Origin of the sequence: Acinetobacter sp. YH12201 (assembly GCF_013418145.1) — a bacterium.
Classification (GTDB): Bacteria; Pseudomonadota; Gammaproteobacteria; order Pseudomonadales; family Moraxellaceae; genus Acinetobacter.
In genome coordinates, this window is record NZ_VPCP01000059.1 from 1 (window position 1) to 21,604 (window position 21,604).

26 protein-coding genes are annotated in these 21,604 nt (G+C 41.6%); 16 read left to right on the forward strand and 10 right to left on the reverse strand.

Annotated elements, in window-relative coordinates; translation table 11 throughout:
• A partial coding sequence (locus tag FTU91_RS11580) for a transposase domain-containing protein (RefSeq protein ID WP_151760394.1) occupies positions 1–96 on the forward strand: 96 nt, incomplete at its 5' end.
• Positions 97–249: 153 nt separating this feature from the next.
• Here the strand turns inward: FTU91_RS11580 and tmk are convergent.
• From tmk to pabC, 3 genes are read right to left on the reverse strand one after another with little or no spacing between them, the layout of a single operon-like run.
• Complete coding sequence (gene tmk / locus FTU91_RS11585) at positions 250–855, reverse strand: dTMP kinase (RefSeq protein WP_180082229.1); 606 nt, start codon at positions 853–855, stop codon at positions 250–252.
• 9 nt (positions 856–864) lie between these two features.
• A complete protein-coding gene (gene mltG, locus FTU91_RS11590; protein ID WP_180082230.1) occupies positions 865–1,911 on the reverse strand; it encodes an endolytic transglycosylase MltG in 1,047 nt (348 codons plus the stop codon).
• 1 nt (position 1,912) lies between these two features.
• On the reverse strand, positions 1,913–2,725 hold the full coding sequence (gene pabC, locus FTU91_RS11595; protein ID WP_180082231.1) for an aminodeoxychorismate lyase: 813 nt from the start codon (positions 2,723–2,725) through the stop codon (positions 1,913–1,915).
• Positions 2,726–2,885: 160 nt separating this feature from the next.
• On the opposite strand from pabC, the gene FTU91_RS11600 reads away from it, so the two are divergent.
• The 7 genes from FTU91_RS11600 (at position 2,886) to FTU91_RS11630 (ending at position 9,574) form a co-directional block, all read left to right on the forward strand.
• Positions 2,886–3,890: a sulfate ABC transporter substrate-binding protein gene (locus FTU91_RS11600; RefSeq protein WP_180082232.1), complete on the forward strand. Its 1,005-nt coding sequence runs from the start codon at positions 2,886–2,888 to the stop codon at positions 3,888–3,890.
• A 178-nt stretch (positions 3,891–4,068) separates the two neighbouring features.
• The gene (locus tag FTU91_RS11605; RefSeq protein ID WP_180082233.1) at positions 4,069–5,082 is read left to right on the forward strand and encodes a sulfate ABC transporter substrate-binding protein; all 1,014 of its coding nucleotides are present in this window, start codon (positions 4,069–4,071) and stop codon (positions 5,080–5,082) included.
• A 27-nt stretch (positions 5,083–5,109) separates the two neighbouring features.
• On the forward strand, positions 5,110–5,715 hold the full coding sequence (locus FTU91_RS11610) for an alpha/beta hydrolase (RefSeq protein WP_180082234.1): 606 nt from the start codon (positions 5,110–5,112) through the stop codon (positions 5,713–5,715).
• Positions 5,716–5,800: 85 nt separating this feature from the next.
• Entirely contained in the window at positions 5,801–6,634 is an 834-nt protein-coding gene (cysT, locus tag FTU91_RS11615) for a sulfate ABC transporter permease subunit CysT (protein ID WP_180082235.1), read from the forward strand.
• Positions 6,631–7,524 carry a sulfate ABC transporter permease subunit CysW gene (gene cysW, locus FTU91_RS11620; protein WP_086196155.1) on the forward strand — a complete coding sequence of 298 codons (894 nt, stop codon included), beginning with the start codon at positions 6,631–6,633 and terminating at the stop codon, positions 7,522–7,524. Before cysT ends, cysW begins: the two co-directional genes overlap by 4 nt.
• 11 nt (positions 7,525–7,535) lie before the next feature.
• Entirely contained in the window at positions 7,536–8,597 is a 1,062-nt protein-coding gene (locus tag FTU91_RS11625) for a sulfate/molybdate ABC transporter ATP-binding protein (protein WP_180082236.1), read from the forward strand.
• A gap of 53 nt (positions 8,598–8,650) precedes the next feature.
• Positions 8,651–9,574 (forward strand): CysB family HTH-type transcriptional regulator, encoded by a 924-nt coding sequence (locus tag FTU91_RS11630; RefSeq protein ID WP_086196157.1) that lies wholly within the window; start codon positions 8,651–8,653, stop codon positions 9,572–9,574.
• A 771-nt stretch (positions 9,575–10,345) separates the two neighbouring features.
• On the opposite strand, the gene carO is transcribed toward FTU91_RS11630, so the two are convergent.
• Positions 10,346–11,098, reverse strand: coding sequence for an ornithine uptake porin CarO (gene carO, locus FTU91_RS11635; RefSeq protein WP_180082237.1), 753 nt, complete (start codon positions 11,096–11,098; stop codon positions 10,346–10,348).
• Positions 11,099–11,400: 302 nt separating this feature from the next.
• Between carO and dapD the strand changes: the two genes are divergently transcribed.
• The 5 genes from dapD to FTU91_RS11660 all read left to right on the forward strand — a co-directional run bounded on the left by dapD (position 11,401) and on the right by FTU91_RS11660 (position 14,815).
• Positions 11,401–12,222, forward strand: coding sequence for a 2,3,4,5-tetrahydropyridine-2,6-dicarboxylate N-succinyltransferase (dapD, locus tag FTU91_RS11640; RefSeq protein ID WP_180082238.1), 822 nt, complete (start codon positions 11,401–11,403; stop codon positions 12,220–12,222).
• Between the two features lie 130 nt (positions 12,223–12,352).
• A complete protein-coding gene (gene queE, locus FTU91_RS11645) occupies positions 12,353–13,063 on the forward strand; it encodes a 7-carboxy-7-deazaguanine synthase QueE (RefSeq protein WP_180082239.1) in 711 nt (236 codons plus the stop codon).
• 39 nt (positions 13,064–13,102) lie between these two features.
• Positions 13,103–13,774, forward strand: a complete 672-nt coding sequence (gene queC / locus FTU91_RS11650; RefSeq protein WP_086196161.1) for a 7-cyano-7-deazaguanine synthase QueC — start codon at positions 13,103–13,105, stop codon at positions 13,772–13,774.
• Positions 13,775–13,787: 13 nt separating this feature from the next.
• Complete coding sequence (locus FTU91_RS11655; protein WP_166167210.1) at positions 13,788–14,201, forward strand: hypothetical protein; 414 nt, start codon at positions 13,788–13,790, stop codon at positions 14,199–14,201.
• Positions 14,202–14,356: 155 nt separating this feature from the next.
• The gene (locus tag FTU91_RS11660; protein ID WP_180082240.1) at positions 14,357–14,815 is read left to right on the forward strand and encodes a peroxiredoxin; all 459 of its coding nucleotides are present in this window, start codon (positions 14,357–14,359) and stop codon (positions 14,813–14,815) included.
• 76 nt (positions 14,816–14,891) lie between these two features.
• Here the strand turns inward: FTU91_RS11660 and FTU91_RS11665 are convergent, their stop codons facing one another.
• On the reverse strand, positions 14,892–15,491 hold the full coding sequence (locus FTU91_RS11665; protein ID WP_180082241.1) for a LysE/ArgO family amino acid transporter: 600 nt from the start codon (positions 15,489–15,491) through the stop codon (positions 14,892–14,894).
• A 119-nt stretch (positions 15,492–15,610) separates the two neighbouring features.
• On the opposite strand from FTU91_RS11665, the gene FTU91_RS11670 reads away from it, so the two are divergent.
• The gene (locus tag FTU91_RS11670; RefSeq protein WP_180082242.1) at positions 15,611–16,501 is read left to right on the forward strand and encodes a LysR family transcriptional regulator ArgP; all 891 of its coding nucleotides are present in this window, start codon (positions 15,611–15,613) and stop codon (positions 16,499–16,501) included.
• 41 nt (positions 16,502–16,542) lie between these two features.
• Here the strand turns inward: FTU91_RS11670 and FTU91_RS11675 are convergent, their stop codons facing one another.
• Together FTU91_RS11675 and FTU91_RS11680 are read right to left on the reverse strand one after the other, a co-directional pair.
• Complete coding sequence (locus tag FTU91_RS11675) at positions 16,543–17,112, reverse strand: YceI family protein (protein WP_180082243.1); 570 nt, start codon at positions 17,110–17,112, stop codon at positions 16,543–16,545.
• A gap of 51 nt (positions 17,113–17,163) precedes the next feature.
• Positions 17,164–17,739 (reverse strand): nicotinate-nicotinamide nucleotide adenylyltransferase, encoded by a 576-nt coding sequence (locus FTU91_RS11680; RefSeq protein WP_180082244.1) that lies wholly within the window; start codon positions 17,737–17,739, stop codon positions 17,164–17,166.
• 104 nt (positions 17,740–17,843) lie between these two features.
• Between FTU91_RS11680 and FTU91_RS11685 the strand changes: the two genes are divergently transcribed.
• Both FTU91_RS11685 and FTU91_RS11690 read left to right on the forward strand, forming a co-directional pair.
• Positions 17,844–18,644: an enoyl-CoA hydratase-related protein gene (locus tag FTU91_RS11685; protein WP_086196168.1), complete on the forward strand. Its 801-nt coding sequence runs from the start codon at positions 17,844–17,846 to the stop codon at positions 18,642–18,644.
• A 103-nt stretch (positions 18,645–18,747) separates the two neighbouring features.
• Positions 18,748–19,509 (forward strand): nitroreductase family protein, encoded by a 762-nt coding sequence (locus tag FTU91_RS11690; protein WP_180082245.1) that lies wholly within the window; start codon positions 18,748–18,750, stop codon positions 19,507–19,509.
• A gap of 196 nt (positions 19,510–19,705) precedes the next feature.
• Here the strand turns inward: FTU91_RS11690 and FTU91_RS11695 are convergent, their stop codons facing one another.
• From FTU91_RS11695 to FTU91_RS16625, 3 genes are all read right to left on the reverse strand, one after another.
• Positions 19,706–20,023, reverse strand: a complete 318-nt coding sequence (locus FTU91_RS11695; RefSeq protein ID WP_180082246.1) for an NGG1p interacting factor NIF3 — start codon at positions 20,021–20,023, stop codon at positions 19,706–19,708.
• 333 nt (positions 20,024–20,356) lie between these two features.
• Positions 20,357–21,058: a hypothetical protein gene (locus tag FTU91_RS11700; protein WP_180082247.1), complete on the reverse strand. Its 702-nt coding sequence runs from the start codon at positions 21,056–21,058 to the stop codon at positions 20,357–20,359.
• Between the two features lie 310 nt (positions 21,059–21,368).
• On the reverse strand, positions 21,369–21,500 hold the full coding sequence (locus FTU91_RS16625) for a KGW motif small protein (RefSeq protein ID WP_257221725.1): 132 nt from the start codon (positions 21,498–21,500) through the stop codon (positions 21,369–21,371).
• Positions 21,501–21,604: the final 104 nt, after the last annotated feature.

Below are 21,604 nucleotides of genomic sequence, written 5' to 3' on the forward strand. Positions count from 1 at the left end.
GCCTATTTAAGTGATGTGCTGAAAAGGCTGCCGACGCATAAAGTGACCCAAATAGAAGAATTACTGCCACACCGCTGGAAATCCGACCAAAATTAAAAAATAGGCATGGGATTCAGCGGACGCTTACAATTCACATTGCAAAAATTCAATAATTTCGACTTTATTACTTTTCATTGTTTATAAAAAAAATCTTCCATAATGTTAGCCACTATAGAAGATTTTTCATTTAAACCCAATTGCTGGGGATGACTACACCGATTGCAAACACGCGAGTGCCTGAGTGAATACCTGTTCTGGTGTTTGGGTGGCATCCAGACGTTTAATCCGTTCCCCCTGCTGTTGCCAAAGCTCCTGATAGCCTGAACGTACTTTCTCAAAGAATGTGGCTTTCTCCTGCTCAAAGCGATCTAATGCACCCCGTGCACGCGCACGTGACATTCCCAACTCAGTCGGGGCATCCAGCCAAAAAGTAACGTTCGGCATATGCGAGACAAAGTTGGCATTCAATAACTGTAATTTTTCTTTACTTAGGCCGCGGCCTGCACATTGATAGGCAAAACTGGCATCAGTAAAACGGTCACACAGTACGGTCTTACCTGCCTTCAATGCCGGAACAATCACCTGCTGTAAATGCTGTGCACGTGCCGCATACATTAAAAGCAGTTCTGTGTCATTCGACATGCTTTCTTCATGGTTGACTGACAACAGCAGGGAACGGATTTGTTCTGCCATTGGTGTGCCACCCGGCTCACGCGTCAGTACCACTTCATGACCTTGCTGTTGCAGATAATCATAAATTTTACCAATGAGTGTGGTTTTCCCGACACCTTCAGTGCCTTCAAAACTAATAAACATCCCCACTCCTTAATTTTTTGAACGAATGACAGTTAGATATTCTTGCACAGCACGATTATGCTCATCCAAAGTTGCGCTAAATTTATGCCCACCATTACCCGTGGCGACAAAATAGATATTTCTGGAATTGTCCGGGTGCATGGCAGCTTCAATCGCTTTTTGACTTGGCAATGCAATCGGCGTTGGTGGTAAGCCATTGTTGGTATAGGTATTATATGGTGTAGGTGTACGCAAATCGTTACGCGTGATATTGCCATTATAACGGTCGCCCATACCATAAATCACAGTTGGATCGGTTTGCAGACGCATCCCCTGTTGCAGACGACGGATAAACACCCCCGATACCTGATTTAACTCATGATCCAGACTGGTTTCTTTTTCCACAATAGAAGCCATAATCAGCGCTTCATATTTATCCTTATAAGGTAAACCACTGGCACGATTGGCCCATGCAGTATCCAAAGCCTTCATTTGGCGTTTATATAAATCAGTCAAAATCTTTTTATCAGTTTCACCCTTGGCAAAGAAATAGGTATCTGGTGCAAACAGCCCTTCGGGATGGTTAAATGGAATACCTAAGGCTTTTAGCATTTGATCTTGCGGAAGATTCAACACTTCTTTAGTGACTAAATCATCTTTCTTTAGAAGTTCAATTAACTGTTTAAAGGTCGTACCTTCAATCACCAGAATGCGGTTCATCTGTGCATTTTCAGCATTCGAGACCAGTTCCAGCACTTCACGTACCGACATGCCTTGACGAATTTCATAAACGCCAGCTTTCATGCTGTCATGAATCATGATTTTTTGATAAAGCTTCAGGATAATAGGAAAACTGACTTTATCTTGCTGAGCTAGACGGTCAATAAAGCCTGAATAACTGTCACCCTCTCCAATCGCCAGCATTTGCTTTTCACCTTGCACCGGATAGGACTTGAACAAGCTGGCACCCAAGATAACTGCAAATAATACCGTCAGACCTGCAATTAAAATAAGGATGCCTTTTAAAGGAAATCCTGATGCAGTTTTATTTTTCGATTTTTGCTTTTTGCTAGACATATTAATGAATCTGATTCAATTGAAGGATATTAAAGAGTTCAATACACGGCTGAATATTCAACGGTTGCCGGTTAAGTTCAGTCACAGCTTTCATGGGACTTAAGGCATTACAAAAAAACAGGCTTTCAAATTTTGCAATGTCTTCCATTTCAATAAACCGCTGTTCACAGTGAATACCATGCTGCTGCATTCGGGACAAAATTTCGGCCCGCATCACCCCATGCACGCCATTATAGCGAAGTTCTGGTGTAATCCAGATATTGTTTAAACGAATGAAACAATTACTGCTTACGCCTTCAACAACACTGCCTTGTACATCGGTCACTAAAGCTTCAGCCCAGCCATGTTGATCGGCTTCATGTTTTAATAAGACCTGTTCCAGACGGTTCAGGCTTTTTAATCCCACCAAAGCCGGCATGCTCAAGCCCAAGGCTTGCTGTAACACCCCAGATTTAATTTTCTCTATCTGAAAATCATCGACTGCTTGGGGATAAAAAAACACCCAGACATCTGCCGGATGCTCAGGCAGGCTATAGCCGCGTTGTCCCTCACCGCGACTGATGATGATTTTTAATGTGCCATTTAGTTCAAGAAACTGCTGCTGCAATACAGCCAAAGTTTTTTCAATGCAGCTTAAATCTGCCTGCAACATCAGCCGTTCACAACTTAACTGTAGCCGTGCCCGATGCAGGCTTTCAAGTTCAATTTTGCCATGCCGAACACATGCCGTGGTGAAACAGCCATCTCCGTAATGAAAAGCACGGTCCTGTAATGACACTTCATTTATTTCCCGTGCATTCTTAAAACATGGCATAACAAACATCCTGCAAATGATGACCTAGTTTAAAAATAGTGGCGCTTAATTGATAGCTTTTTTATTCATATCAAATTCGTTTCTTATTATTTTTTCAACAAAAAAGATGACGCTATGCTTGGCTCCGTTACAAAACATTAATAATTCAAAGGATAGCAAAATGCGCTCACTAAAAATCGGGGTTTTAGCAGCTCTTATTTCAGCAACGTCTTTTACTGCACTGGCAAAAGACTTTTTAAACGTTTCCTATGATCCAACGCGTGAATTGTATGAAAACTACAATAAAGAGTTTGCTGTATACTGGAAGAAAACCACAGGCCAAGATATTAATTTTAAACAGTCACACGGCGGTTCTGGCAAACAGGCACGTGCCGTGATTGATGGTCTGGGTGCCGATGTGGTGACGTTGGCACTTGCAGCAGATATCGATGCGATTGCAGCAAACTCAAATTTGCTTCCAAAAGACTGGCAGAAAAAATTCCCGAATAACTCTACCCCCTATACCTCTACCATCGTTTTTTTGGTACATAAAGGCAACCCGAAAGGCATTAAAGACTGGGGCGATCTAGTCAAAAATAATGTCGGCATTATTACCCCAAACCCTAAAACCTCTGGTGGCGCCCGCTGGAACTATCTGGCAGCATGGGCTTGGGCGAAACATCAGCCAGGCGGTAACGATGCCAAAGCACAGGAGTTCGTACGTCAAATCTATAAAAACACCAAGGTCCTCGACTCTGGTGCACGCGGTGCAACCACGACATTTGCTGAACGTGGCATTGGAGATGTATTGCTGGCCTGGGAAAATGAAGCTCATTTAGCGATTCGTGAACAACCGGGCAAGTTCGAAATTATCACACCGTCTTTGTCTATTTTGGCTGAACCCCCTGTGGCGATTGTAGAGAAGAATGCACAGAAAGACGGCAACCTGAATTTAGCCAAAGCTTATCTCAACTATTTATATTCACCTGCAGGTCAAACCATTGCTGCCAATAACTTCTACCGTCCGCGCAATGCAGCAATACTGGCAAAACATAAATCCGTATTCAAACCCTTGAAACTGGTCACCATTAATAAAGAATTTGGCGGCTGGAGCAAAGTTCAAAAAGCACATTTTGAAAATGGCGGCGTATTTGACCAGATCGTAAAAGCCAATAGCACCAAATAATCTCAGTCAAGCAAACAAAGCATCAGTTTTATTCATAAGGCTGGTGCTTATTTTATGAATCCAGCCCTATTTATCTTTTTTATTCATATAAAATTCATTTTTTATTATTTTTTATGCATAAAGAATATAGCTATTCTGTACCCCTGTAATGAAACACATTAAGAATATTGAGGTTCGCATGAGCATTTCGGCAAAATTGAAACTTGGAGTTTTAGCAGCAGTTATATCTACCATTTCTTTAGGTGCTGCAGCGAAAGATTTTCTCAATGTCTCTTATGACCCAACACGCGAACTTTATGAAGACGTGAACAAAAATTTTAGCAAATACTGGGAAAGCCGTACCGGACAAAAAATTAACTTCAAGCAGTCACACGGTGGTTCTGGCAAACAGGCACGTGCGGTCATTGATGGGCTGGATGCCGATGTGGTGACTTTGGCACTTTCTGCCGACATTGATGTAATTGCGGAAAAAACCAGACAGTTACCTGCAGACTGGCAAAAGAAGCTGCCACATAACTCAACGCCATATACCTCTACCATCGTATTTTTAGTACGTAAAGGCAACCCAAAACACATTAAGGACTGGGGTGATCTGGTTAAGCCGGGGGTAGGCATTATTACACCAAATCCTAAAACCTCTGGCGGTGCACGCTGGAACTATTTAGCGGCATGGGCCTGGGCAAAACACCAGGCGGGTGGCAATGACAAAACTGCCCAAGAATTTGTGCGTAAAATTTATAAAAACACCAAGGTTCTCGATTCTGGCGCACGCGGTTCAACCACAACATTTGCAGAACGTGGCATTGGTGATGTGCTGTTGGCCTGGGAAAACGAGGCTCACTTAGCCCTTCGTGAACAGCCAGGAAAATTTGAAATTATCACGCCATCTCTGTCTATTTTGGCTGAGCCACCCGTGGCGATTGTAGATAAAAATGCAGAGAAAAAAGGCAATAAATACCTGGCTCAAGGTTACCTAAATTTCCTTTACTCGCCACGCGGCCAGCAACTTGCGGCTGAAAACTTTTACCGTCCACGCAACGCAAAAACACTGGCGCAATACAGCAAGGTATTCAAGCCCTTAAAACTGGTCAGCATCGATCAGGAATTTGGCGGCTGGAGCAAAGTTCAAAAAGCGCACTTTGAAAATGGCGGTGTATTTGACCAAATTGTTAAAGCCAATAGTGCAAAATAATCGCATTCGATAAACAGGAGCATCGACATGATTCATACCGTAATTGTTCCAGGCGTAGGTGGCAGTGAACACGCACACTGGCAGTCGTGGCTACAACGACAACTCATGTCATGCTCCCGTGTGCAACAACAGGACTGGAACACCCCTGTGTTACAAAACTGGATTGCCGAGTTTGTAAAGACCGTGACGCCTATTCAGGGCAGCATCCAGATTGTCGCGCATAGTTTTGGTTGTTTAACTACTGTGGCAGCTTTAGCCCAGCACCCGGAACTCAATCAAAAAATTAAAAATTTGATTCTGGTTGCACCTGCCAATCCTGCCCGTTTTGGCGAAGCCGGTTTTTCACGTGATAGCCAGCAAGATTACCAATGCTATTTTCATCAGCTGAAAATTGCCGTGCCAACGACTTTACTGATCAGTGAAAACGATCCCTGGTTAAATTTTGAAGATGCCCAGCAACTTGCAAAGGCGTGGGAACTTAATCCGGTTAATCTGGGTCAGGTTGGACATATTAATGTTGCTTCCGGTTTTGGGCCTTTTCCTGAAATTTATGATTATTTAATTTCAGAAAATGTGCTGCAACATATCAATTTTACTGATGATAGCAAGTGCTTTTTCAAATTTGCAATTTAAACCCTGCAAATTATGCTTGTGCCGAATTAAACTTTTATTTTCGCTGACTTTATTGGTCAGTAGTCGCTCTTTTTAAGGAATCATCATGTCGCAGCGATCCCGAGTGCTGCCAGGATTTGGTCTTTCTCTAGGCTTTACCCTAGCGTATCTATCATTAATCGTGCTTATTCCATTATCTGCGGTGTTTATCAAATCGCTAGGTATAGGCTGGGACGGTTTATGGGAAATTTTAAGTTCAGAACGTATCTTAAAATCTTTGCAGTTAAGTTTTAGCGCTGCCCTAATTGCAGCCTTAGTCAACGTGGTGTTTGGCTTGTTACTGGCATGGTGCCTGGTGCGTTACAGTTTTCCCGGTAAACGCATTATTGATGCTTTGGTCGATTTACCCTTTGCCCTGCCTACAGCGGTGGCGGGTATTGCCCTAACCTCATTATATGCACCTACAGGCTGGATCGGTCAGTATTTGGAACCAATCGGAATTAAAGTAGCCTATACCCCGATCGGGATTACTCTGGCACTGATCTTTATTGGTATTCCTTTTGTGGTACGTACCGTACAGCCTGTACTGAGTGATCTTGAAACCGAACTTGAAGAAGCAGCATCGGCATTGGGTGCGAACCGTTTTCAGATTATCAGCAAAATTATCCTACCCATTCTGTTTCCAGCACTACTGACTGGTTTTGCATTGGCATTTGCACGCGGTGTAGGTGAATATGGTTCCGTGATCTTTATTGCAGGTAACCAGCCATTTGAAACTGAAATCGCGCCATTGATGATTATTTCCCGTCTGGAAGAATATGACTATGCCGGTGCAACCACCATTGCTGTGGTAATGCTGGTCCTGTCATTCGCGATTTTATTCCTGATTAACTTGCTCCAAGCATGGGCAAGCAAACGTACCGGGAGAACAGCACGATGAGTTTAATCACCAACAGCAATGCTTTGGCTGAGAAATTACAGTCCCGCGATGCGACGCGTGAACCGGTCTGGGTTCGTTATTTACTGCTTACGATTGCGCTGATTTTCTTTTTAAGCTGCTTGATTCTGCCTTTAATTCTGGTCTTTGTTGAAGCATTTAAACAGGGGGTTGGTGTTTATTTTCAGGCACTGGTGCATCCAGACACCTTGTCTGCGGTGAAACTGACCTTATTGACCGCTGTAATTGCCGTGCCATTAAACGTGGTGTTTGGCGTAGCAGCCGCATGGTCGGTGGCGAAGTTTAATTTCCGTGGCAAATCCATTCTCACCACCATTATTGATCTACCTTTCTCGGTTTCTCCAGTTATCGCAGGCATGATGCTGGTGCTGATTTTCGGTACTCAAGGCTGGCTTGGCGGCTGGCTGATGGACAATGACATTAAAATTTTGTATGCCGTTCCTGCCATTGTACTGGCAACCGTATTTATTACTGTGCCTTTTGTGGCGCGCGAACTGATTCCCCTGATGGAAGCGCAAGGGACCGAGGAAGAAGAAGCGGCAATTGTACTGGGTGCTTCAGGCTGGCAAACTTTCTGGAAAGTGACCTTACCCAACATTAAATGGGGTCTGATTTACGGCGTGATTCTGTGTAATGCCCGTGCCATGGGTGAATTCGGTGCAGTATCGGTGGTGTCGGGTCACATTCGTGGTGAAACCAATACCCTGCCGCTACATGTTGAAATCCTTTACAACGAATATACCTTTAGTGCGGCATTTGCAGTGTCATCGCTTCTGGCTTTACTGGCAATTGTGACCCTGATCTTGAAAACATGGGTAGAAGTGCGCCAGGAAAAACAAAACAAACGTAATGAAGATTCAACAGTTTCTTAAGGAATGACATCATGAGTATTCAAGTTAAAAATATTGAAAAACACTTTGGTGCATTCCATGCACTTAAAAATATCTCGCTCGACTTTCCCGATGGTCAGCTGGTGGCATTACTCGGCCCATCTGGCTGCGGTAAAACCACCCTGCTGCGTATTATCGCAGGGCTGGAATCGGCAGATGGCGGTCAGGTGATTCTTGAGGGCGAAGATGCAACCAATGTGCATGTACGTGAACGTGAAGTCGGCTTTGTATTCCAGCATTATGCCTTGTTCCGTCATATGACGGTATTTGACAACATTGCCTTTGGTTTACGTGTGCGCCCTCGTTCTACCCGACCATCAGAAGCTGAAATTAAAAAACGTGTGACCCGTTTGCTTGATCTGGTTCAGCTGGGCTTTTTGGCCGACCGTTATCCTGCACAACTCTCGGGCGGACAACGTCAACGTATTGCCCTGGCACGTGCTTTGGCGGTTGAACCTCGTGTATTATTGCTGGATGAACCTTTTGGCGCACTCGATGCCAAAGTGCGTAAAGAGCTGCGTCGCTGGTTACGTACTTTGCATGATGAATTGCATATCACCTCAATTTTCGTGACTCATGATCAGGAAGAAGCTCTGGAAGTAGCCGATCAAATCGTGGTGATGAACAAAGGCAATGTCGAGCAAATTGGTTCACCTCGTGAAGTTTATGAAACACCGGCAACACCGTTTGTATTCGACTTCCTGGGTCAGGCCAACCGTTTCGAAGGTCAAAACCAGCAAGGCATTATCCAGATTGGTGACGACCGTCTGCAACTACCGCAGGTGAAAGATGCTCCGCAAGGCAACGTGATTGCCTTTGCCCGTCCAAATGAATTACGCATTCATGCAACACCGCAAGAAAATGCCATTCAGGCCACTTTCCTGCGTGAAATCTGGATTGCCGGCAAGGTTATTGCTGAACTTCAAGATCGTCAGGGCAATTTAATTGAAATTTCGCTTAATTCTGAAGAAGCGAAGTTACATCAATTTAAACCAAATCAAACAGTGTGGTTAAGTCCAACGGGATTGCACCTGTTTGCCAATGACGTCGCTTAATAACAAATAGATGGGGCAAAAACAGCCCCATCCTCTTTAGGGTAAACAGCATTATGAATTTCCAACAATTAAGAATTATTCGAGAAACTGTTAGACAAAACTTTAATTTAACTGAAGCTTCGGCAGCACTTTATACGTCACAATCTGGCGTCAGTAAGCATATTAAAGATTTAGAAGATGAACTGGGCGTACAGCTGTTTATCCGTAAAGGTAAACGTTTGCTGGGCTTGACCGAACCTGGCCAGTCTTTACTCGGGATTGTGGAACGTATGCTGGTTGATGCAGACAATATTAAACGTCTGGCAGATGATTTTAACCGCGTCGATGAAGGTACGTTGACCATTGCAACCACGCATACCCAGGCGCGTTATGTCTTGCCGCCGATTGTGAACCAGTTTAAAAAAGAATTTCCAAAAGTTCATTTGATTCTGCAACAGGCCAGCCCGGTTGAAATTACCGAAATGTTGCTGCAAGGTGAAGCAGATATTGGTATTGCAACCGAGTCGCTAACTACTGAGGAGAACCTGGCCAGCGTACCTTATTATAATTGGCAGCACAGTATTATTACCCCGCAAAACCATGCACTTGCCAACAAGACAGACATTACGCTGGAAGACTTGGCGCAATATCCGATTATCACCTACCATGGCGGTTTCACAGGTCGTTCTAAAATTGACAAAGCCTTTGAAGAGGCAGGTATTGATGTTGATATTGTGATGTCAGCACTGGATGCAGATGTCATCAAAACCTATGTTGAATTGAATATGGGCGTCGGTATTGTCAACAATGTCGCTTATGATGCTGAACGTGACTATCGACTCAAACAGATTCCAACCGATATCTTTGGGGTAAATACTACCTGGATTGCAGTGCGCAAAGGTCATTTGCTGCGCGGTTATGGTTATGAGTTTATTTCACTCTGCTCGCCAGAAGCCGACATTAAGGCCCTGAAAAAAGTAGCTTATCCAGAAGAATAAGCATTTCATGATTTTTTTAAATAAGGGATATAAAAAATATCCCTTTTTAAATTCATCTGTCGTTGCAAAACTAGATTTATAAAAATAATTTAATTTTTCAATCACTTAAACATAAAAACCTCACATAATACTTGCTCATTCTATATAAAATCACAAAAGAAAAAATTGAATGGGGATATCTATATAAGCTAAGGCATTTGGTCTCAGTATTGGTGTTTTCATGACTAGCGACCTCTACATACTGCAGCACTGGAAAGCTCTAACCAATCCATTACCTCTTTTTTACAGCCGGATTATTAAGCCGAGTTCTCAACGGCCATTGTAGATGCCAATATTTCAGGTAAAACACTTCAGCCAAACCAGAATACCCCCCTCAACATTTACTTAAATTTCTACCCCAAATTTTGCCCATTCTTTTTATATTTCAAATGTTGCATTTAAATTGCAAACTCACACTCACTGGTCTTTTGGGCTCATCTACGATCAAGCTTTTGCCACAGATGTCAGCTATGCTTTATAGTTTGGGTATCGGTAGTTTTTATCCTATGTACTCTAATGTATTTATTGTCGCGGGTATAAAGACTCAACAAAGCCAAAGTTAAGCAAAATCAATAGGGTTCATGCAGTCTGTTTGGTATGTTCTCTTCAGTAAACCATAACAAGGCTGTTGCTTATGGCCTTAAGCTCCGTTACCGCTTCTAGCAAAAATAGCTGCATTGTCTAAAAATAAAAAACGAGCCGAAGCTCGTTTTTTTAAAGACTACTATTTTATTACCAATGATAACTTACACCGATTTTACCTACAGGAAGCCATTTGTGTTTGTCATCAGTCGCAATTTTAGTTTCATCAGCTGCAATATTGTCAACCAGTGAACCGCGTGTTGGGTTATCAGCCGCACCACCACTGACTAACTGTAAGTTAACATCTGGATTATCGGCATAGTAAGCACCGACTTCACCAAATACGCCCCAATTTTTATTAATCTTAGGCGCCCATCCTAAGCCTAAATATGGAGCAATGTCATTTTTGTAATCCATGGTCCCTTTAATATGAGCGCCATCTGCACCCGCTACAAAGTCTGTATGGTTAATGGTAAAACCTTCTCCCGCACCTACACGGCGATCAAGTTCATACTCATTATCTAAATAGGCTACACCAGCGGCCATATATAGACCTTGCACCCATCTATTTTCACTTGCACCCCAAGGACGAATTTCAGCATTCAAATAGGTATTTTTATTCTCCATATCAATGTCATAGTCTGAACCATTGACCGAGATATCATCAGACCAAGAGATATCGCCGCCATTATAACCCAATGCCAAACCGACATATGGGTTTGCAGTCCACAGTAATGCACCACCATAACCGGTTGTACCTACTTCAGCACGGACACTAGTTGGAATAAGCTGGTTACGTTCAAATGCATAACCATCTTGAACGACTGCATCATCAGCTGCCATGACTGTTCCGGCGACAGAGGTCAATACCGATACTGCTAAAAGCGTAGCTAAAGTTTTCATTGTAGATCTCCTCAAAAAGGTTTCTATTTCGTCATTAGTGCTTTTCTATCTAATAGTTAGAACTATAAAATATTAATTGCTCAACTTTTATTCGAAATTTGCTTAGTTTTTGTTATTTTTTGATACATTTTCTATTTGTTTTTGATTATTAAATCATTTTTTTGTTTATTTATCTGTGTAGCCGATTTTCGCTCCCATTTTGCCCATCTTTCATAATTAATTCCGATCCAAAGCCACTTTTTCATCTATTTATATCTCAATATAGTGTAAAATCTTAAAAATTTTTTTCTGGAAGGAAGATCATGTCTCAGCTTTCAACAATCATTGAACAAGCGTTTGAAGACCGTGCGAATTTCACAGCAGCCGATTGCTCTGCTGAAATCCGTCAAGCAGTTGAGGAAGTCATTGCTGGCCTGGACAATGGTACTTTACGTGTTGCTGAAAAAATCGACGGTGAATGGGTTGTTCATCAATGGATTAAGAAAGCGGTATTGTTATCATTTAAATTAAACGACAACAAACCAATGGAAGCTTGTGATCTTCGTTTCTATGACAAAGTCGATACTAAATTCTCTGACTGGACTGAAGAACAGTTTAAAGCTGCTGGTGTACGTGTAGTACCTCCTGCTGTTGCTCGTAAAGGTTCATTCCAGGCGAAAAACGTGGTCTTGATGCCTTCTTATGTGAACATTGGTGCTTATGTGGATGAAGGTACCATGGTGGATACATGGGCAACTGTTGGTTCATGTGCACAAATTGGTAAAAATGTTCACTTGTCTGGTGGTGTAGGTATTGGTGGTGTACTTGAACCGCTTCAGGCCAACCCAACCATTATTGAAGACAACTGCTTTATTGGTGCACGTTCTGAAATCGTGGAAGGCGTGATTGTAGAAGAAGGTTCTGTGATTTCAATGGGCGTATTCATTGGTCAATCCACCAAAATTTATGACCGTGAAACTGGCGAGATCCATTACGGCCGTGTACCTGCAGGTTCGGTAGTTGTTTCTGGTAGCCTGCCATCTAAATGCGGTAAATACAGCCTGTACGCAGCTGTAATCGTGAAAAAAGTAGATGCGAAAACCCGTGCCAAAACTAGCCTGAACGATTTATTGCGCGAAGACTAAGATGTAGTCTTTTGCGGAACATTGATTGTTCCTCGGAGCTTCAGCCGCTCCTCGTCTCTACGGTTAGCAATAGCCGTAGGGATTTTTATTTTTATACTGTGTTATTTATCCTGAGCTGGATTATGTTGTTATGAGTACTCTTCGATCTTCCGCTATTCCTGTTACCGATCCGTCTGCGGGGTTACGTATTACGGAGATTTTCTATTCATTACAAGGTGAAGCCAACGCTGCAGGATTACCGACCGTATTTATCCGTTTAACCGGTTGCCCGTTACGTTGTACTTATTGTGATACTACTTATTCCTTTGAAGGTGGCGAACGCCAGTCCTTAGACGACATTATTCAAACTGCACTCGATTTTAAAACACCCTATATTTGTGTGACCGGTGGTGAACCATTGGCACAGCCTAACGCCCTGCCCCTGATGCAGCGTTTAGCTGACTTAGGCTGTGAAGTGTCGCTCGAGACCAGTGGAGCTTTGGATGTATCCAAGGTTGATCCGCGAGTTTCCAAAGTACTGGATTTAAAAACGCCAACTTCTGGAGAAGTTGCACGAAATTTGCTTAGTAATCTTGATTCTTTAACCCCACACGATCAGATCAAGTTTGTAATTTGTAACCGTGAAGACTATGAATGGTCAAAACAGCAGGTTGAACAATTCCAGCTTGCCGATAAAGTCAGTAACGTCTGGTTCTCTCCTGCTTTTGCCATAGAAAAAGGTGCGGTGAAATTACCTCAACTTGCACGTGATTTAGCTCAATGGATTTTAGATGACCATCTCCCTGTCCGTTTCCAGCTACAGTTACATAAACTGCTCTGGAATGATGAAACCGGTCGTTAATCCATTTTTGTTGTTACTTATTTTTTTGGAGACTTTAATATGCGCCCTCGTGCCATAGTTTTATTATCTGGCGGCTTAGACTCAACGACTTGTTTGGCTTGGGCGCAAGCACGTTATGAATGTATTGCTTTAAGTTTCATGTATGGGCAGCGTTCAACCACTGAACTCGATGCTGCTCGAGCATTAACCCAGCGTGCTGGTGTAGAACATCGTGTGATTAATATCGATTTGGGTAACTTGGGTGGCTCTGCGTTAACAGACCATAGCATTGACGTACCAGAACATGAACAAGAAGGTATTCCTGTAACTTATGTTCCAGCACGTAACACAATATTTCTCTCCTATGCGCTCGCAGCGGCCGAAGTTTTTGGTGCAGAAGCCATTGTGATTGGCATCAATGCCGTTGATTATTCGGGTTATCCAGACTGTCGTCCTGAATTTATTGAGGCTTTTGCCAACATGGCACGTCTGGCCACCAAGGTTGGAGTAGAAGGTAAACCGCTTAAATTTGAAACACCTTTGTTACATTTATCCAAAGCAAATATCATTCGCTTAGGTATAGAACATGGCGTAGACTACAGTCAAACAGTGTCTTGCTACCAGGCAGATGACCAAGGACGTGCATGTGGCAAATGTGATAGTTGCCGCTTACGTAAACAAGGTTTTGCTGATGCAGGTATCGTAGATCCGACACGTTATATACCGTCATAATAGGGTACAGTAAATGAAAAATTTGAAATCAAACATTATTCTTTCTACATTGGTTTCTGCAGTCGCATTGATGGCGACTGCTGCAAATGCAGCCGAAACAAATAAGCTTCAGGAAGCTTATAAAAGCACCAATGTAAAATCTGCGTTAATTAATGTTTGTAAAGAAGAAACTGCTAAAGGTAAAAAACTTACTTCTGCTGAAGTAAGCAAATACTGTACATGTGCAGTGGAAGCAGATGGTAAATTAACCAACGCACAAAAATGGGAAATCCAAAGCACCATTAACCAGAAGAAAAGTCCTGCAACTTTAGCTTTTGTGCAAAAACAAAATAAAGATCTGCAAGCGTGTTTTGGACCAGAACTTACTGGCAAGCTTAAAAGCTTAAGTGAAGCGGCAATGAAATCTGCTCAACAACCTAAAAAATAAGTTGATTTAGATTGAATAAAAGCCTGCATAATTGCAGGCTTTTTTATTTGTGAAAATTACCTTTCCTACTTCAGCATAAACATCGTTAAATTCGCTATCATGGCAGCATAAACTTAAGATCAATATGACAAATTCGACTTTATAAGGATGAAGCCATGTCTGCTATTACGCTGCCGAATCAAGCCTTCCCGACCACAACCGGTGAAATTAACCTGACTGAAATATCAACCGAATGGCTGATTATTTATTTTTATCCTAAAGATTCTACTCCGGGCTGTACTACACAGGCGATCGGTTTTTCATGCCTGAAAGACCAGTTTGATGCCTTAAATACCACCATTCTTGGGATTTCACGTGATTCGGTGAAAGCTCATCAGAACTTCACTGAAAAACAAAATCTGACTATTAACCTGATTAGCGATAAAGAAGAAGTGCTGTGCAATCTTTTTGACGTGATTAAAGAAAAGAACATGTATGGTAAAAAAGTGATGGGTATCGAGCGCTCCACCTTTATTTTCCATAACGGTCAACTGGTCAAAGAATACCGTAAAGTAAAAGCTGCAGGACATGCCGAACAGGTACTGGAAGACTTAAAAGCACTTCAAGCAGCTTAATTTTTCATTATTAAAAGGCATGATTTTTAACTAGAAATAGTATTGCTCATGCCTTTTTCTTTTGTGTTCCGCTCACTTATTTTAATAGGGAAATGGCAATAGACCACATCACACAGCCAATCAACATATCCAGTATTTTCCAGGCTTGTGGCCGTTGGAAAATCGGTTGCAAATAGCGTGCTGCATAGCCCAAGCTAAAAAAGAACAGGAATGAGGCACTGATTGCTCCCAAGGTAAAATACAGTTGCGTGTCTGGATATTGTGTCGAGATCGAGCCTAATAATACCACCGTATCCAGATAGACATGTGGATTCAGCCAGGTTAAGCCTAAACAGATGAACAAGATCTTGCATAAAGAAGGTGCTTCGTTTTGACTGACATCTAAACGCTGCTCACCCTTCCAGGTCTGATAAAAATGTTGTGCTCCATATATCAGCAAGAAAATTGCACCGAAATACTTGGCAATATTCAGCCAATACGGATGCAACATGACCAGCTCTGAAAAGCCCAGCACTCCGGATGAAATCAATATCGCATCAGACAAGGCACAACACAGGCAAATGGCAAACACATGTTGCTGTTTTAAACCTTGTTTCAACACAAAAGCATTTTGTGCGCCAATCGGGACGATCAGGCTTAAACCCATAACAAAACCATGTAAGGCACTATTTAACATACACAATAAAACTTAAAAATCATTCAAAAATCGTGTCTTGCATTATCCCAGCTTGAAGCATAAATTAAGTATGATTAAGAAAATATCAATTTAATTCAGTTTTTCTTAGGTAGCACCCTATGCTTTCAAGTAAATCCTGCGAAGCTTTTCTTGCTGTGGCAGAATCCGGCAGTTTTGATGAAGCTGCACAGCGACTGTGTATTACTGCATCAGCGGTAACCTTAAGGGTGCAGGCTTTGGAAAAAGATTTGGGACAGATTTTATTGCTGCGCGAACGTCCTTGTCGGGTCACGCAAGCCGGTCAAAAGCTGCTGGAACATCTACAGCATCAACGTCTACGTGAACAGAATCTTTTACAACAATTTATGGGGCAATCCAGCCAGCATGAGTTTCATCAATTCAGTATTGCCACCAATGCTGACTCTTTATCAACCTGGCTGCTCAAAGTTCTGCAAAGCACATTAATCAAGCATAAAATTGCTCTGAAGTTGTCTCTGGATGACCAGACCCAAACCCATCAACTGCTTGAAACCGGTTTGGTTAATGCCTGCATCTCGACTGAATCCACAGCCATGAAAGGCTGTGAAGTACATTATCTGGGACAGATGACTTATCGCATGGTCGCAACACCTTCCTTTGTAGAAAGGTGGTTTAAAAATGGTATTCACCGCGATGCCTTAAGACATGCCCCAGCCATTATTTTTAATGGCAAAGATCTGATGCATCATCAGGTGATTCTGAACTTGTTTGGATTAAATCAGCAAAGTTATCCGCATTATTTTATTCCCTCCTCCACTGCATTTGTAGAAGCAGTACATTTGGGTTTAGGCTTCGGTTTGGTGCCGGAATATCAAATTGGTGATGATCTTCAAACCGGGAAACTGGTTGAAATTATGCCAAATGCTAAAACCGAGATGAAATTGTATTGGCATCACTGGAAGCAGCAATCTGTGCTACTGCAACAATTGACGATTGACCTGCTGGAAAAGGCTCAACATCAGATGAATTAAAAAATGGAAATCAGCAGATATTTTGTGGCAAATCCTACTGCTCATTTGCGTTGCCATTGCCCAGATACTTCAATATTGACTTTCTCCCCGATGCCGCCAAATGCCTTTTTCATGCCAAAATCACTACGCTTAACCATAGTTGTAGCTTCTACATTCATAAGTTGTGGATCAAATGGATTGGCTTCTAGGGACGCATCAAGGATCACCGGCCGGGTAATACCGCGCAGGGTCAGATCACCTTTGATCTTGTATTGATAATTCCCCAAAGCGAGAAATTCATGACTGTTAAAAGTCGCTGTTGGGTACTTCTCTGCATAAAATAAATCTTCACCTAAAATCATATTTTTCAGTGAAGGCTTGCTCAAGCTTAGGCTATTTACTTGCATCACAAACCGTGCCGAGGCATTCTGAGGTGCTGCAGGATCAAAGCGCATACTGGACTGAACCTGTTCAAACTTGCCTTTTACGGTTGAAAAGCCCATCGACTTCACCTCAAAGCCCACATAGCTTTGTGGAGTCAGTGTCCATTCCTGTGCATTGACCTGTGCGACGATACCCAAAGGGATTACACCGACAATCAGGACACTGTGCAATGTGGTTTGGATATTCATCTTATCCACTCCTGCATCGTGGCAATGTTCTGCCTCGACCTAGTAGCTTACTTAAGATTGTTCCAGATTGGTTTTATCTTGTGTCAGGTATTTGTGCTGCAATTGTTGATAAGTGGAGGTATTCTGAAATTTGTGTAAAAACTCACTGGTGCCGAGCGGCAAAGCAGATTCGATAATTTCACCACGATAATAGGCTTCACGCAGCGGCGTTGCTGAAATTGCCCCGACCAGGCTGGCAAGTTCCACCATCTCCCACTCCGGGAACAGCTTCAGATAATAAGAAGATTCATCTTTAAAGTGACCGATCAAACCGACTTTGGCTTCTGGTTCAGCAACTTCTTTTACTAGAGATTTAACCAGTTGTTGCCATTTTTGATCATCATAAACATCAATCACATGCACAAACTTGATCCGCTGCTGGTCCGCTTCTGAAAAATTGGACAAGATCATCTGTTCACGTTCAGCAGCACTAAACGGATTTTTAATATTGCGTTCATTTTGTGCTGAACCTAAGGCCAAAATCACCTTTTGGCTTTGCTGCAATGCAATTTTAATCGTTTGCATATGTGCCAGATGAAAAGGCTGAAAGCGACCAATGAAAACCAGATAATCGAATGTATAGTTCATAACAAATCAAGTTTTTTATGACTCGTGAGTTGTGCCGCCAAAATAAATATGCGACATAATAACTGCCATAAAATCAAATTAAATTTTAAAGCAAGGATAGTACGATGACACTGAGCTGTATTCAACAACCACATCAACATTTAAATGCGAATTTAGACAATGGCGTACTGACCTTAGCCATTCATCGTCCTGAAGCTAAAAATGCGTTATACGGTGAACTGTATCTAAAAATTGCCCAGGCACTGGATGAAGCCGATCAGGATAAAGACGTTCGCGTGGTGATTTTACGTGGTGAGGATGCCGACTTCAGTGCCGGTAACGATATGCAGGATTTCATGAAGTTTATTCAAACTCCACTGGCAGGCAAAGCGGGTGATGCGCCTCCATTTGTGGTTTTAAAATCTGCGGCAAAATTTTCCAAACCGTTAATTGCTGCTGTTCGTGGTGTGGCGATTGGCATTGGAGTAACGATTTTGCTGCATGCTGATCTGGTGTATAGCGATAACACCGCCCTGTTCCAGATTCCATTTGTGAGCTTAGGTCTATCGCCTGAAGGCGCTTCGAGCAAATTGCTGATTCAGCAAGCGGGTTACCATAAAGCGGCTGAGCTGCTGTTTACTGCACAAAAGTTTAATAGCGACAAAGCCTTAAGTGCTGGAATTGTGAATAGCATTGAAGATGATGTATATGCAACTGCATTGAAACAAGCACAAACTTTAGCAGCACTGCCGCTCGCTTCGATCAAGCAAACCAAAGCCTTAATGAAACATAATCTGCAGGAAATTATTGACTGTATTGATAACGAAGCCGAGATTTTTATGAAGCGCGTAACTTCACCGGAAATGGCAGAAGCTGTCGCAGCATTTATGCAAAAGCGTAAACCGGATTTCGCTCAATTTAATTAATTGAAAGATACATAAAAAACCACTAAGTAATTTACTATTGCTTGGTGGTTTTTTTCATTTCTACCCCAACATCAAATAAAAATTGTTACGGAACGCACTATCTATGACCAGCCAAGTCAAGACTGAAAAGAAACGCTACTTTGAGCCAGCCCCACAAGATATTGATGTCGAAAACTTTAAGAAAGTCGTGCAGAGTCGTCGTTCAGTACGAAAATTTACTGACAAAGCCATTCCTGCTGAAGTGCTAGATGAATGTTTAGATCTGGCTTTACTTGCACCGAACTCATCCAATTTACAGCCTTGGACCTTTTATGTGGTTCAAAACCCTACCAAGAAAAAGCGGTTGGTAAAAGCCTGTCTAGGTCAATTGGCTGCAAAGACTGCGGCTGAACTGATTGTCTGCGTGGCAAGGACCGACCGTATTGAAGAGATGGCAAAGAAAAATATCAGTGAGTTTCCATTTTCTGAAGTGCCTGCTGCTGTGCAGAAGTATTACAAATTTATTCCCTACAATTATAAAACTGGTTACTTCAATGCAATAGGTAACTTTAAGAAAGTGGCTTTCAAAGTTGTACGTACACTAGACAAGCAATTGCCAGTGACTGCTTTTAACCCGGCAGATGCAAAACTTTGGGCAAGCAAGACCACGGCTTTGGCATGTGAGAACCTGGTTTTAGCTTTACGTGCTTATGGCTTTGACAGCTGCATGATGGAAGGCTTTGATGAACCGATGGTCAATAAAATTTTAAATCTGAATGATCAGCAATATCCAGTCATGGTGATTGCTGCCGGTGAACGTGCAGCGGATGGTGTGTTCTTCCCGCAGTATCGCTTTGATCGTGAGCTGTTTGTTCAGAAGGTTTGATTTTAATTGCAAATCGGCACAGCCTCGTAAGCTGTCATAACTCACTTTTAATTTGTGTAGGCGTTTACGCGTTACTTTGAAAGGTGAGGAATATATTCCGTAAGGTAACCAAAACCCTTTGCTAGCCAGAAGGTTCATCCCTGAACCTCTGGCTAGCGGGTGACATCCATGTCACCCTTTCACAAATCAAATATCGTCAATAATTTATAGCTACTATCTGAACAAACTCAAATGCAGGCTCTTCATACGGATGGCTGGCCTTAAGTGCTTTTGCCACATTAGATGCCTGATCTTCAGTCACAATCGTTTCTACCCGCCATTCTGCTACCTGTTCTAGGCTATCCAGTTCACCAATAAAGGGATTCGCCCCTTTCACTGGCTTAAACTGTCCGGTACCCAAAACCTGCCAGGCACAATGCTCATAGTTACCTATACCCCCTGCTCCTGCTTGAAACACGGCATTTTTGGTGGAGTCAAGATGAGATTCAGGAACGTAATAGATCAGTTTAAGCATGCTATCAATAAACAGAATAAAGATAGGATTATCTTAGCGCTTAAACCTGAATTAATCTCTATCAGATTTCATTGAGCCCTTATCAGAACATCAAAAATTAAAATCATTTTAAATACAATTACCTATTACCTTTCTTGACATTTCTCTGACAGTTCAATATTTTACATTGCTCAAAAAACGATCTGTTTTTTAGTTCTAACCCTTCGACTTCGATTTTTCCTTTTCATCTCGGTCACCATTATCACCTTAGAATTTCAGCAATAAAAACGGCTGATTGAGGCCGTTTTTTTATAAGCTAATGATGAAACTTAGAACAAAATTTTAAATATTTTTCTATGATTCTGGTGCTAATTTATCGAGTTTAATTTTTATAGCATATAATTTTGCATACACTTCAATAGCATCATTTAATTCTGATCTTCCTTCTTCCATGGTGAATTGATTAGACTTCCTTGAAATATATTTCTGTATACATTCATCGCTTATTTTAATTCTTAAATCTCGAGGGTTATCATAACTTTCAAGTGAATCTGTATGCTTCTTATTTGGCAAATGAAGCATATACAAGTTATTGTACTGCCGAGATAATATTAATCTTAATGATTTTTCAACATCTAACCTTAATTTATTTAAACAGTTAAATTTTTCAATTTGTTCAATTAACTCACAAAATGATTCAGCACATTCATCTACTATACAATCACTACAAAACCCACCTGATCCATAAATACTTTTTTGGACTAAAACTCTAAATAATTCTGTTCTAGCTTCTTTTAACTCCTCTATGGTCTTTTCAGCTTCCGACCTTAATTCTTTCAATTTGACGCCATTTCCTACAATTGAAAATTCTTGAACCTCAGCTGCAAAGGCTATGATCAATCCAATCACAGCAAATCCAAGACTAAAACCTACAAACTCAGTTCCTGATAATTTCTCCAAAGAGATTAGAAGCCACAAACCACAAGCAATCCCCGCTAAGCCAACAACAGCTCCAAAAACTATATTATTTTTTAATTTATATTCTTTCTTTTTCAATTTTTATTCCGTATGTTTTTAATTAACTAATTCATTATAACAAATAAATAAATTCTAAAATTCAAAAAGTTATTTTATAAAAAACTGAAATCCAATCACATGACTTACGACATGGATGTCGCTCGTTTGCTAGAGGATACAAGGATGTATCATCTAGCAAACAAAGCAGTTTTGTTACTTTTGCTGCATCAAAAGTAAAACATTGCTTACGCGTTATTGATTAAAATTTCGCACAATCACCGAAGCTGTGACTTTATTAAAATATTCAACACAAAAAAACCACCTCACGGTGGCTTTTTCAATTTAAAAATTAAGAACTTTGCAACAAATAACTACCGATCAAGAACAACATTTGTAGCCCTACGACTACCATAAAAAACATCCACCCTTTCTTACGTAAAGTCGCTTTATGAACATTTGCTCTGTACACGACAAATTTCATAGGATCCTTGTCCTATCAGGCTTTTTCTTTCTTAAAATTGCTAGCACTTTCTTAAATTCTTCTTTTTTTCCAAAACCAATCAAACGTAGAATAGCCATTTGAAC